The following is a 12,827-nucleotide window of genomic DNA, read 5'->3' on the forward strand; positions in this document are numbered from 1 at the left end:
TCCTCAAGGTTTCTGCGCCGCGTTGGCGTCGTCTTGCAGGATTTTGTCGATGGTCTCGAAGCTGTTGCCCACCAGCGGCAGCACATCTTTTTGCGGCACATGGCATTGGTTGCAGAAGTAGCGACGCGGTGAGACGGCCGCCAGCGCCTGGCCGTCGCGGTCCATGTAGTGGGTGATGCTGATCATCGTCGCCTGGCTGCGTGGGCTGTTGGCCCGGCTGTGGCAGGACAGGCATTTATTGCCGTTCCTGTCGATCTGATAGCCGCGAATACTGTGGGGGATGGTTGGCGGTTGGTCAGGATAATTGCGCTCGCGCTTGAGGTCCTTGTTTTCATCCTCGGCCAGTGGTGGCGCAGGCGCGTTTTGCGTCAGGGTGCCGCCGGGCCGGCGTCCGTCCGGGCCCGGTGCATCCAGTGGGTAGTCGACCTCGGCGGCGATCACCGCGCCCATCACGGCGAGCAGGAACAACGGCAGGATGCGAAAAGTCATGGCGGTTCTCCTCAAGCCACGCTGATCAACTCGATGCGGATGGCGCATTTCTTGTAATCGGTCTGCTTGGAGATCGGGTCGGTGGCGTCGAGCGTGACCTTGTTGATCAGCTTGTTGGCATCGAAAAACGGCACGAACACCAGGCCGCGTGGCGGTTTGTTGCGCCCGCGGGTTTCGATGCGAGCACGCATTTCGCCGCGCCGGCTGATCAGTTTCACTTCACTGCCGCGGCGTGCCTTCATGGCCCTGGCGTCCTCGGGGTGCATGTAGACCAGCGCGTCCGGCACGGCTTTGTAGAGTTCATCGACCCGTTGGGTCATGGTGCCCGTGTGCCAATGTTCAAGGACCCGGCCGGTGCTCAGCCAGAACGGGTAGTCGGCATCCGGAGCTTCGGCCGGTGGCTCATAGGGCAGGGCGAAGATGATCGCCTTCTTGTCCGGATAGCCGTAGAACTGTACTTCGCTGCCCGTTTCCACGTAGGGGTCGAGCCCCTCGCGGTAACGCCAGCGGGTTTCCTTGCCGTCAACCACAGGCCAGCGCAGGCCACGCTCGGTGTGGTAACGATCGAAGGCCGCCAGGTCGTGGCCATGGCCGCGACCAAACTGGGCGTACTCTTCGAACAGACCCTTTTGCAGGTAGAAACCGAAGGCCTTGGCTTCATCGTTCTTGTAGCCGGACTCGATCTGCTCCACCGGAAACTCGTCCACCTGGCCATTTTTGAACAGCACCTCGAACAGGGTTTTGCCCTTGTACTCCGGCGCCTTGGCCAGCAATTCGGCGGGCCAGGTTTCATCGGTGGTGAAGCGCTTGGAAAACTCCACCAATTGCCATAGGTCGGACCTGGCGTCCCCCGGTGCGCTGACCAACTGATGCCAGAATTGCGTGCGGCGTTCGGCGTTGCCAAAGGCGCCTTCTTTTTCCACCCACATGGCGCTGGGCAGGATCAGGTCGGCGGCCTGGGCGGAAACGGTGGGGTAGACGTCCGAGACGATCACGAAGTTTTCCGGGTTGCGCCAGCCCGGCAAGACTTCCTGCATGATGTTGGGCCCGGCCTGCATGTTGTTGCTGGCCTGGGTCCAGTAGACGTTAAGTACGCCGTCCTTGAGCATGCGGCTTTGTTGTACCGCATGAAAGCCGACTTTCTCCTGAATGGTGCCGGTGGGTAGTTTCCAGATTTTTTCGGCGGTGGCGCGGTGTTTCGGGTTGGTTACCACCATGTCGGCGGGAAGGCGGTGGGAGAAAGTCCCGACTTCGCGCGCGGTGCCACAGGCCGACGGTTGGCCGGTCAACGAGAAAGGGCTGTTGCCCGGTTCGCTGATCTTGCCCGTGAGCAAATGAATGTTGTAGATCAGGTTGTTGGCCCACACCCCGCGGGTGTGCTGGTTGAAGCCCATGGTCCAGAACGACACGACTTTACACTTGGGATCGGCATAGAGATCGGCCAGGGCCTTGATGCGCTCGGGTGCGACCCCGGTTTCTTTGGCAGTGCGTTCAAGGGTGTAGGGTTTGACGAACGCGGCGAACTGCTCGAAGGACATGTCCGTCCAGGTATTGGCCTTGTCGGCATTCTTCGCCTGTTTTTCCCGCGGATCATCGGCACGCAAGCCGTAGCCGATATCGTCGGCGCCCTTGGCGAAGCGCGTGTGCTTGCTGATGAAATCCTGATTGACCGCGCCGCTTTCAATGATGTGGTTGGCGATGTAGTTGAGAATCAACAGGTCGGTTTGCGGCTTGAACACCATGGGGATGTCGGCCAGTTCGAAGCTGCGGTGTTCGAAGGTCGACAACACCGCGACTTTCACGTGCGGATAGCTCAGGCGCCGGTCGGTGACCCGACTCCACAGGATCGGGTGCATCTCCGCCATGTTCGAGCCCCACAGCACAAAGGCGTCGGTGGCCTCGATGTCGTCGTAGCAACCCATCGGCTCATCCATGCCAAAGGTGCGCATGAATCCCATCACCGCCGAGGCCATGCAATGACGGGCATTGGGGTCGATGTTGTTGCTGCGAAAGCCGGCCTTCATGAGCTTGTTGGCGGCATAACCTTCCCACACCGTCCATTGCCCCGAACCGAACATGCCGATCGATTCGGGTCCCTTGTTTTTCAGGGCCTGCTTGAATTTTTCTTCCATGATGTCGAAAGCCTTGTCCCAGCTGATCGGCTGGAACTCGCCCTGCTTGTCGTACTTCCCGTTGGTCATGCGCAGCAGCGGCTGAGTCAGGCGGTCAACGCCGTACATGATCTTGGACAGGAAATAGCCCTTCACGCAGTTCAACCCGCGATTCACTTCGGCCTTGACGTCGCCATGGGTGGCGACCACTCGGTTGTCCCGGGTCGCGACCATCACACTGCACCCGGTGCCACAGAAACGGCAGGGCGCCTTGTTCCAGTCCAGGGTGACCATGTCCGCCTCGGTCACCAGGTTGCTGGCCGTGGTGAAGATCGGCAGGCCGGCTGCGGACGCTGCGATGGCGGCCGCCTGGGCCTTGACGAATGCTCGGCGCGACATGTTCATTGGATGTCTCCCGCGGGATCGAGAATTTCGTGATAGATCAGCGCGGCGTTGAGCACGCCCGGCAAATTGTTGATTTGATCGATGCGTTGCAGGATCTGGTTTTCGTGTACGGCCTCGAGGACTACCACCAGTTTGCCGGCGGCACTTTCCTGATGTAACTCCACACCGTCCAATAGGCGCAGGTTGGCTTTGACGGCATCAAACAGTTCAGGTCGGGCAAGTACCACAAGGCTGGCTATGTGCAGGGGTTCGTCCATGGCTGACTCCAACAGGCTCTGATGGAAGGCTTTTAGTTGGGTGGTCCGGGTGGGCCGTAGAGCATCTGGAAAAACCAAATGATGAAACCGTAACCGCCGACGATGGCGACTGAAAGTAGCGGAAACAGGCAGACGACAAGAAACAGAAACAGGCGCATTTCCTTGCGTCGCTGCGGTTTTTGCTCTTCGGTCAATGACATGGAGTGCGCTCCAGCCGAACTTGCACTCAGACTAGATCAGTAAATTTTGCAGGGTTTAATTACAGCGGGTTTTGTCGACCAGCGGTGGCCAATAGGCATTGTTCTGAGAAGCGTGGTTTTAACTCATCGAGCGATCACAGCGATGGAGTTAAAAAAGCGAGAACGGGCCTGAAGGCACCGTTCTGTACGGGGCAATTACTTAGTGCGAGCTGTTTGCGATCAGGTGTGCGCCAGGGCGATGGTGAACGAGACGACGACCATGCAGGCAAAGGCGAAATTGATATTCATGACGTTTGTTTCCGATACAGGGGTGATGGCGCTCATCTTGAACAGGTCGCACGCAAATAAAAAATTCGCCTTGGTGATTTGAAAGATCGAAAGAATTGATACATGGCTTGGGGTTTGTGTTTGCTGCACTGTTTGGCTAATCTCGGCAAACCAGCAACTTCACGCATAAACAGGCAAAACCATGCACGATCAGCATTCCGCAACCGAGCTTCCTCATCTGCGCCGACAGAAAATTCTCTTGATCCTGGAGCGTGACGGCAAGGTCATGGCGTCCGAATTGAGCCAGCATTTCGCGGTTTCCGAGGACACCATTCGCCGGGATCTCGCGGAGCTGGACAATGCCGGGCTGGTGCAGCGGGTGCATGGCGGGGCGTTGCCGCGCCCCAAGGACACGGGCAAGGACTACTTCACCCGGATCAGCGAAACCGACGAAGTCAAAACCCGTCTGGCGCAGCTGGCGGCGAGTCGGGTCGAGAATGGCCAGATCGTGATGTTCGACTCGGGCACCACCACGTTGCAGATCGCGCGGTTGTTGCCTTCGGACATCTGCATCACGGCGGTGACCGCGTCGCCGATGACGGCCATTACCTTGTCCGAATTCAAAGGCATCAAGGTGATCCTGGCAGGGGGCCAACTCAACCCTGCGACCCTGTCGGCCAGCGGCCATGAAACCCTGCGCTTGCTCGAAGGCATCAAGGCGGACCTGTTGTTTACCGGGGTCTGTGCGATTCATCCGCAAGTCGGCATCAGCTCACTGCATTTCGATGAAGTGCCGGTGAAACAGGCGATGCTCGACAGCGCGAGGCAGGTCATCGCAGTCACCACGGCGGACAAGCTGGGCGCGGTGGAGCCGTTCGTGGTGGCGCCTTGCGAGCGCCTGCACACGCTGATCACGGAGCGGCATGTGGCGACGGGCAACGTCGAGGATTACCGCAAGTTGGGGATCGAGGTGGTGCAGGTGGAGGCTTGAGCGTTATGTCTCACGGAAACACAAACTGTGGGAGCGAGCTTGCTCCCACAGTTGGATTTTTGTTGTTCCAGCTATCTGTGCAGACCTATCGCAACCGCTCCAGCATCTGGTAATACCACATCCCCGCCGCCAGCATCGGGTTGCCGAGCAGGTCGCCCATGGGCACGCGGATGTGTTGGCAGGCGGCGAAGGTATCAAAATTTTCAAGCTGCCCGGTGATCGCGCGGCCCATGATTTCGCCCATGATGTGGGTGGTGGCGATGCCGTGGCCGGAGTAGCCCTGACAGTACCAGACGTTGTCCGAGAGTTTGCCCAGTTGCGGGATGCGGTTGATCACGATCCCCATGGCGCAGCTCCACTGGTAATCGATGGCCACGCCTTTGAGTGCCGGGAATGTTTGTTCGATGCACGGGCGCAACTCGGCGGCGATGTCGCGCGAATCCTTGCCGCTGTAGTTGGCGCCACCGCCGAACAACAGGCGGCCGTCGGCGGTCAGGCGGTAATAGTCGAGTACGAAGCGGCAGTCATAGACGGCCAGGTCTTCGCGGTTGATCTGTTGGGCCAGGTCACCCAGCGGCGCGGTGGTGACGATGCCGCCCATGGCCGGGAAGATCTTGCCCTTGAGCTTGCCCGGTTCCAGTTTGTGATAGACGTCGCCGGCCAACAGCACCTGGTTGGCGTCGATGCGGCCGTGGGCGGTGCGTATGCCTGGCTTGTCGCCGTGAATGATCTCCAGCACTTCGCTGTTTTCGAAGATCAACGCGCCGAGGCTTTGCGCTGCGCGGGCTTCGCCGATGCACAGGTTGAGCGGGTGCAGGTGCATGTTGCGGGTGTTCTTGATCGCGCCGTGGTAAAGGTCGCTTTGCAGCAGGTCGCGCACCTGGCTGCGGTCGAGCAGGCTGACGTCGTCGCCCATGCCACGGCGCAGCGCTTCGTCGTAGTCCTTGCGCAAACCGTCCATGTGCACCGGTTTGTACGCGGCGTGCAGGTGACCGTGCTTGAGGTCGCAGGCGATGCCGTATTTCTCCACCCGTTGCTCGATGATCTGGTGCCCGCGCCAGCGCAGGTGCCAGATGAAGTCATCGACGTCTTCGCCCAGGGTGCGACGCATCTGTTTGCGCATCGCTTCTTCACCCGAGAGGCTACCGGTGACCTGGCCGCCGTTGCGCCCGGTGGCGCCCCAGCCGATCTTGTGGCTTTCGACGATGGCGACCTTCAGGCCTTTTTCCGCCAGTTCGATCGCCGTGGCGACGCCGGTGAAGCCGCCGCCGATGATGACGACGTCGACGCGGTGCTGGCCTTGCAGGGTGGGGTAGTCGGTTTCGTGGTTGAGGGTGGCGGTGTAGTAGGAATTGCAGCGTGGTTGAGTCATGTTCATGCCCAGGCGAAAAGAGGTAGACAGACAGCGCGATCCTTGTGGGAGCGAGCCTGCTCGCGAATAGGCCGGCACATTCAGCACTTGTAGTGACTGATACACCGCTTTCGCGAGCAGGCTCGCTCCCACAGGGGCGCGGGTTGGCTGATTAACAGGCTCACGCCTCAGTCAAATACCAACGCCAATCCTGTTCACCCACTTCAGCCATGAACTGTCGATACTCTGCACGCTTGACCGCCAGATACACCCCCAGGAATTCCTGGCCCAATGCGTCCCGCGCCCACACCGAATTTTCCAGCGCCGTCAGTGACGTCAGCCAGTCGGTCGGCAGCAATTGCGTGGCTTGCGCGTAGCCGTTGCCTTGTACCGGTTCCCCCGGGTCGAGGTTCTCGCTGATGCCGCGATGGATGCCGGCCAGGATCGCCGCCGCGGCCAGGTACGGGTTGGCGTCGGCACCGCAGATGCGGTGTTCGATGTGCCGGCTGTTGGCCGGGCCGCCGGGCACACGCAGGCTGACGGTGCGGTTGTCGACGCCCCAGGTCGGGGCCAGCGGCGCATAGCTGTTGGCCTGGAAACGCCGGTAGGAGTTGGCGTTGGGGCAGAACAGCAACAGCGAATCGAGCAGGCTGGCGAGCATGCCGCCGATGGCCGTGCGCAGCAGCGGGGTGCCGGCGGGGTCCTCGGAGGCGAACAGGTTGCGGCCTTCGGCGTCGGCGATGCTGACGTGCATGTGCATGCCGGTGCCCGCCAGGTGATCGAAGGGTTTGGCCATGAACGTCGCCTGCATGCCGTGCTTGTGGGCCACGGCCTTCACCAGTCGTTTGTAACGCACCGCCTGATCCATCGCCTGCAAGGCATCGCCATGTTCCAGGGTGATTTCCACTTGCCCCGGGGCGTACTCGGAAATCGCCGTGCGCGCCGGGATGCCATGGAGTTTGCACGCGGCATAGAGGTCGGCGAGGAAGGGTTCGATCTGCTCCAGTTCGCGCAGGCCATAGACCTGAGTGTGTCGCGGTCGACCGCCGTCCGCGTCCAGCGCCGGTTGCGGACGACCGTTGTGGTCGCGCTTGGCATCCAGCAGATAGAACTCCAGTTCGCACGCCATCACCGGGTAGTATCCCTCGGCTTGCAGGCGGTCGATGACCTTGATCAGCAGATGACGCGGGTCTGCGATGCTCGCCGGCATGCCTTCTTGCGGGTGCATGCTGACCTGCACCGCCGCCGTCGGAATCTGCCGCCACGGCAAACGCACCAGGCTGCCTTCGAGCGGATAGGCGCGGCAGTCGATGTCGCCCACCTCCCAGACCAGCCCGGAGTTCTCGACGTCATCGCCTTGCAGGGTCAGGCCGAGAATGGTGCTGGGCAGCGGGCGACCGCTCTCATACACCGCCAGCAGTTCCTCGCGGTGCAACAGCTTGCCGCGCGGCACACCGTTGGCATCGAGAATGAACAGCTCGATCATGTCGATATCGGGGTTGTTCGCCAAAAAGGATTGGGCGTCTTCAAGGGCTGCGAATTTCATTGTTCGTCACTCACGTGGGCGTCCCGCGGACGCACGGATTCAGGCCAGGGCACGACGACGGATAAAGACCCGCCGCGGGCTGGCAGCGATAGCGAAAAGCTGGGGGCTCGACGCGTCGTGGACGCGATCAGGCGAGCAGGGGGCTATCCGGCGGGCGTGCGGAGTGGCGCAGTTTGGAGCGGCGAAGGGCCATGGGCAGGTTGACGATGCGTTTCATGAGGCAATGCCGTCCGCGACCAACACAGGTGTGGTCAGGATCGAGACATCCAGCAAGTGATGCTCTGACGGTGAGGTACTCATGACTCAGGTTTCCAGCAGGGGAAATCGTCGGTGGCGGATAACGAGCTATCCGCAGTGACTGGATACTAGGGGTGAAAGTGAACGCTGTAAACGTCTGTTTTCAGCGAAGCAGGTGCACGCCCAATCCGATCAAGGCGCAACCGGACAACACTTCGATCACCCCACGCTTGAACCGCAGCAAGGCAACGGCCGCCGCGATCGCGATCAGCAGCGAAGGCCAATCCAGGTGACCGTCGAAGCCTTTGGGCCACAGTACGTGATAGCCAAAGAAGCACGCCAGATTGACAATCACCCCGACCACAGCGGCCGTGATCGCTGTCAGCGGCGCGGTGAATTTGAGTTCGTTGTGCGTCGATTCCACCAAGGGGCCGCCGGCGAGAATGAACAGGAACGAAGGCAGGAAGGTGAACCAGGTCACCAGCATGGCGGCAACCGCACCGGCGAAAAAGGCCTGATCGGGACCGAACACCTGATGCACGTAGCCGCCGATAAAACCGACGAAGGCAACGACCATGATCAGTGGCCCGGGGGTGGTTTCGCCGAGCGCCAGGCCATCGATCATCTGCGTCGGCGTCAGCCATCCATAGTGGCCGACCGCGCCCTGGTACACATAGGGCAGCACCGCGTACGCACCGCCGAAGGTCAGCAACGCCGCCTTGGTAAAGAACCAGCTCATCTGCGTCAACGTGCCTTCCCAGCCGAACAGGGCGGTGAGCGTGGCCATCGGCAGCGTCCACAACACCGCGCCAATGAGGGCCAGGCGCAGTGATTTCCAGCGACTGAAGCGGGCGTGTTCAGGCGTCGGTGTGTCGTCATCGATCACCGCCGCGCCGAAGGATTTTTGCGCAGCGCCGTGGCCACCGGTGCGGAACTGTTCGGGTGCCAGACGCCCGCCAAAATACCCGATGATGGCCGCCCCCAGCACGATCAGCGGAAACGGCACGTTGAGCGCGAAAATAGCCACGAATGATGCGGCGGCAATGCCCCACATCCAGCCGTTTTTCAATGCCCGGGAGCCGATCCGATGTGCCGCCTGCAGCACGATGGCGGTCACGGCAGGCTTGATCCCGTAAAACAACCCGGCCACCGCCGGCACCTCACCGAAGGCGATGTACACCCACGACAGGGCAATCAGGATGAACAGTGACGGCAGCACGAACAACCCTCCGGCGATCACGCCACCCCAGGTCCGGTGCATCAGCCAGCCGATGTAGGTCGCCAGTTGCTGGGCCTCGGGGCCAGGCAGCAACATGCAATAGTTGAGCGCATGCAGGAATCGCCGCTCGGAGATCCAGCGCCGGCGTTCGACCAGTTCCTGGTGCATGATCGAAATCTGCCCCGCCGGCCCGCCGAAACTGATGAAGCCGAGCTTGAGCCAGAAGCGAAATGCTTCTTGCAGGCTGATTGCTGCAGGCTTTGTGTGCGCTGACGGGGTGTTCGGGGTGGGCGTGGGGCTCAAGCGAATGTTCCTTGCAGAGGCGCTTTGAGCCAGTGACTTTAGCCGTGACGCCGGGCTTTGGGTAGTCGCCTGTCAGGGTAGAGCCTACCGGCGTACTGGGCTCGAACCGGCAGCCTGCAGGTTTTGTGTATCAACTCAACACGAAATCCACCGGCTCAAGCGTTGGCGGCAGCTCCGTCACGCCCAGTGCGGCGAGGACGTCGCGCTCGATATTGCGCACGATAGCGCCAGTCGTTGATCGCCCCGGATTCGTTGAGTGAGGAGCACTGCTGGCCTGCCTGCAGCAGAATCTGCCCACTCACATCGGTGGTGTTGCCATTAGGCATCGGTTGCAGCCAGTCGCCACTGGAGGCTGCGCAGGGCAATGCGCTTGGCGATCGAGCCCTTGAGCGAAGTCAGGACGCCGATCAGGTTAGGCTTGGGCCTGACGATCATGGTTATCAGCCGCCTGTCATGTTCATGAAGCGAATGACCTGGACATCATCGTTCACTTCGAAAGTGTGCCGGTAAGGCTTGAGCTTCATGGCCTCGATAATGGCTAGTTCCAGACGTTCCGGTTGTCCGGGGTGACTGCGCAACACGGCCTTGAGATCGACAGAGTGCTCGTTGCCCAGGCACAGCAGCAGTCGACCCTCGACGGTCAGCCGCACCCGATTGCAGGTGCCGCAGAAGTTGTGGCTGTGGGGGGAAATGAACCCCAGGCGAATCTGCGGCGCCTCGGCCAGGCGCCAGTAGCGCGAAGGGCCCTGGGTCGACTCGGCGGAGTCAATCAACGTGTAGCGCTCGGCGATCCGCTCTCGAACCTGGGCACTGGAATAGAAGGACTGCGCGCGGCTGTGCTCATCGATGAGGCCCAAGGGCATTTCTTCGATAAAGGAGATGTCGAGGTTGCGGTCGATGGCGAAGCTCACCAGATCGTTGATCTCGTGATCGTTGCGACCCTTCATCACCACGCAGTTGAGCTTGGTATTGCGAAAGCCGGCCTTGTTGGCGGCGTCGATGCCCTTGATCACCTGCGCCAGGTCGCCGGTTCGGGTCAGCTCGCGAAAGCGTTGCGGGTCCAGGCAGTCGAGGCTGATATTGAGGCGCTTGACCCCGGCCTCGAACAGGGGGTCGGCAAGCCTGGCCAACTGCGAGCCATTGGTGGTCATGCATAGTTCACGCAGGCCGGGCAGGGCGGCGATCTTCTCGCACAGCTGCACCACGCCCGGGCGGATCAGCGGCTCGCCCCCGGTCAGGCGGATCTTGCGCGTGCCCAGTGCGACGAAGCTCTGCGCCACCTGATAGATCTCTTCCAACGTCAACACCCGTTGGCGCGGCAGGAACTGCATGTCCTCGGCCATGCAATACACGCAGCGGAAATCGCAGCGGTCGGTGACCGACAGGCGCAGATAATCCACGCGCCGGGAGAACCCATCGATCAAGACTCGCTCCGTCATGAAATCCTCGCTTGGCGCCGCTCGCACTTGAATGAAGGGTCCGCTGTCAACGGATGTGTTGAGCGCAGACTAAGAACAACGGGCGAGGGCGTCCAATCACTATGAGTAACCGGCTGATCGACGGGCTCTATGATGAACTGTTTTTTAGTCATCAACAGCAATTAGCCAATATTCAACGCGCACGCCTATGGGCTTCTCCGTGAAACGATCAATGGCCTGGATCAGGTCACGGAGAATTCCATCTCAAGTCGCTGGGGAGCCGGCGACTACTGCTTCGCCCCAAACATCACCGTCCAGTAAATCCCCGCATCACTCTTCGGATCGACCGCATACGCCGCGCCCAGGTCGCGGAACTGCGGATTCATCAGGTTGGCGCAATGGCCGGGGCTGGCCAGCCAGCCGTCGACCACCTTGCGCACGCTGTCCTGGCCGGCGGCGATGTTTTCGCCGATCTGCTGGAAGTCGTAGCCCGCGAGCTCCGCGCGGTCGCCTGGGGTGCGGCCGTCGCGATCCTTGTGGTCGAAATAGTTGTTGTTGGCCATGCTGCGCGACTGGGTTTCGGCGGCGCTCGCCAGGATAGCGTCCCAGGTCAACGGCGTAGTGGCGTTGAAGGATTGCGCCCCGCACTGGCGGGGGCGGCTGCGCGCGATGTTGAGTTCGGCCAGCAGTTTTTGCCCTTCGGCCTGCGAATCGCCCAAGCGTGCGCTCAACAAGGGACGGGCCAGGACGATGCGCCACTCGCGGTCCTGGCGGCTGACGCCGACGTCGACGAACTGCGGGTCGAGCACGATCTGGCAAAAACTCTCCTGGATCGCTTTCATGGCCGAGGGCGCGTCCCGCGGCCCGTTCAGGCTGATCGCCTGCACGTTCTTCATCGGATAACCGGCGCTGGCCATGGCCTGTTGCAGGTTGCCGACGCTGGCAGCGGACAGCACCAGCCGTGGGTCGGCCGACAACGGCGGAAGTTCCGATGACACCTGGCCGGCGCAACGTTGCAGTTGGCCACGGAAGAGGTTGATCGATTCGATCAGTTGCGACTCTTCGCTCGCCAGTGCGGTGGTGGCAAAGACAAGACCCAGTGAAAACCCGGCAAGGCGAAGAGTGGACGACAGGAAATGCATGGAAATCCTCCTTGAGCTGACTGCACCCATGATGCGCGAAGTGCCCCCCTTGAGCGCAATGCCTTTTTCCGGGATCTGGCCTGCCGTGTGCAATCATTTCAATACTACACTGAAGCGATACTGCCTAGAGAGTAGTGCCCGACCATGCGCCAAGACTGGATAGCCACCTTCCTCGCCCTGACCCTGCTCGCTGTCCCGGCATTCGCCGCCGACCAGGAGAACAAACAGAAAGTCGCTGAAGACAAAGCCGAGGTACTGGAGCATAAGGCCGCGCAAAACAGCAGCCCCGCGTCGGCACCCAGGTCCGAAGCCATTACCCAGCCCGAGGTCCAGGCCGTGGACCCGGTGGGGAAAGCGCCGCTGGATGACGCCATCACCTGTCTCGCCCGTTCGATCTACTGGGAAGCCAAGGGCAAGAACGCGATCGACATGGAAGCGGTGGCCAATGTGGTCATGAACCGCCTTGGCCACCAAGGTTTTCCCGATACCGTGTGCGGTGTGGTCAAGCAGGGTTCGCAGAGCAAGAACTGCCAGTTCTCCTGGTGGTGCGACGGTCGTTCCGACTCAGTGCAGGAAGAGGTGCCTTATGCGATGGCGAAGGAAATCGCACGCAAGGCGCTGAACAAGCAATTGCCGGATCGCACCAAGGGGGCGCTGTATTTTCATGACCGCACGGTGAATCCGGATTGGGCCAGGGAGTACACCAATACCGCCAACATCGGCTTGTTCAAGTTTTACAAACCCCATGGCGGGGATGCGAAGTAGTGGCGTTTGTGCAGGAAAACCCCTGAAATTTATCGACGCCAGCGAAACTGCAATATTTCTGTTTTACAAGCTTCATGACCGAGCAACACGTTAGAAATGTCATGAACGGAAACAGAACATGAAGCA

11 protein-coding genes and 1 pseudogene are annotated in these 12,827 nt (G+C 60.8%); 2 read left to right on the top strand and 10 right to left on the bottom strand.

Features of this window, described 5'->3' with window-relative positions; all coding sequences use genetic code 11:
* Positions 1 to 3: 3 nt before the first annotated feature.
* Genes BKX96_RS25235 through napE form a run of 4 tightly spaced genes read right to left on the bottom strand, consistent with a single transcriptional unit; the run spans position 4 to position 3,462 of the window.
* Positions 4 to 489 carry a nitrate reductase cytochrome c-type subunit gene (locus BKX96_RS25235; RefSeq protein WP_046817265.1) on the bottom strand — a complete coding sequence of 162 codons (486 nt, stop codon included), beginning with the start codon at positions 487 to 489 and terminating at the stop codon, positions 4 to 6.
* Positions 490 to 500: 11 nt separating this feature from the next.
* Positions 501 to 3,005, bottom strand: coding sequence for a nitrate reductase catalytic subunit NapA (gene napA / locus BKX96_RS25240; RefSeq protein WP_046817266.1), 2,505 nt, complete (start codon positions 3,003 to 3,005; stop codon positions 501 to 503).
* Complete coding sequence (locus tag BKX96_RS25245) at positions 3,002 to 3,262, bottom strand: chaperone NapD (RefSeq protein WP_077185768.1); 261 nt, start codon at positions 3,260 to 3,262, stop codon at positions 3,002 to 3,004. The genes napA and BKX96_RS25245 overlap by 4 nt, the downstream gene beginning before the upstream one ends.
* A gap of 32 nt (positions 3,263 to 3,294) precedes the next feature.
* Positions 3,295 to 3,462, bottom strand: a complete 168-nt coding sequence (napE, locus tag BKX96_RS25250) for a periplasmic nitrate reductase, NapE protein (protein WP_046817268.1) — start codon at positions 3,460 to 3,462, stop codon at positions 3,295 to 3,297.
* Positions 3,463 to 3,931: 469 nt separating this feature from the next.
* Here napE and BKX96_RS25255 point away from each other — a divergent pair, with 469 nt between their 5' ends.
* Positions 3,932 to 4,720 (top strand): DeoR/GlpR family DNA-binding transcription regulator, encoded by a 789-nt coding sequence (locus tag BKX96_RS25255; RefSeq protein WP_077185769.1) that lies wholly within the window; start codon positions 3,932 to 3,934, stop codon positions 4,718 to 4,720.
* 85 nt (positions 4,721 to 4,805) lie between these two features.
* Here the strand turns inward: BKX96_RS25255 and BKX96_RS25260 are convergent, their stop codons facing one another.
* The 6 genes and pseudogenes from BKX96_RS25260 to BKX96_RS25280 all read right to left on the bottom strand — a co-directional run bounded on the left by BKX96_RS25260 (position 4,806) and on the right by BKX96_RS25280 (position 11,936).
* Positions 4,806 to 6,092: an NAD(P)/FAD-dependent oxidoreductase gene (locus BKX96_RS25260; RefSeq protein ID WP_077185874.1), complete on the bottom strand. Its 1,287-nt coding sequence runs from the start codon at positions 6,090 to 6,092 to the stop codon at positions 4,806 to 4,808.
* 160 nt (positions 6,093 to 6,252) lie between these two features.
* On the bottom strand, positions 6,253 to 7,617 hold the full coding sequence (locus tag BKX96_RS25265) for a glutamine synthetase family protein (RefSeq protein WP_077185770.1): 1,365 nt from the start codon (positions 7,615 to 7,617) through the stop codon (positions 6,253 to 6,255).
* 400 nt (positions 7,618 to 8,017) lie between these two features.
* Positions 8,018 to 9,376, bottom strand: a complete 1,359-nt coding sequence (gene chrA, locus BKX96_RS25270; RefSeq protein ID WP_077185771.1) for a chromate efflux transporter — start codon at positions 9,374 to 9,376, stop codon at positions 8,018 to 8,020.
* Positions 9,377 to 9,703: 327 nt separating this feature from the next.
* Positions 9,704 to 9,811, bottom strand: a pseudogene (locus BKX96_RS33635) (bestrophin family protein); the annotation flags it as partial.
* Positions 9,812 to 9,816: 5 nt separating this feature from the next.
* Positions 9,817 to 10,815: a GTP 3',8-cyclase MoaA gene (gene moaA, locus BKX96_RS25275; RefSeq protein ID WP_046817273.1), complete on the bottom strand. Its 999-nt coding sequence runs from the start codon at positions 10,813 to 10,815 to the stop codon at positions 9,817 to 9,819.
* A gap of 266 nt (positions 10,816 to 11,081) precedes the next feature.
* Complete coding sequence (locus BKX96_RS25280) at positions 11,082 to 11,936, bottom strand: CAP domain-containing protein (protein ID WP_077185772.1); 855 nt, start codon at positions 11,934 to 11,936, stop codon at positions 11,082 to 11,084.
* A 144-nt stretch (positions 11,937 to 12,080) separates the two neighbouring features.
* Between BKX96_RS25280 and BKX96_RS25285 the strand changes: the two genes are divergently transcribed.
* The gene (locus BKX96_RS25285; RefSeq protein WP_077185773.1) at positions 12,081 to 12,701 is read left to right on the top strand and encodes a cell wall hydrolase; all 621 of its coding nucleotides are present in this window, start codon (positions 12,081 to 12,083) and stop codon (positions 12,699 to 12,701) included.
* The last annotated feature ends 126 nt before the right edge of the window (positions 12,702 to 12,827 follow it).

Source organism: Pseudomonas putida (assembly GCF_001976065.1).
In the GTDB taxonomy this organism is placed as follows: Bacteria; Pseudomonadota; Gammaproteobacteria; order Pseudomonadales; family Pseudomonadaceae; genus Aquipseudomonas; species Aquipseudomonas serbica.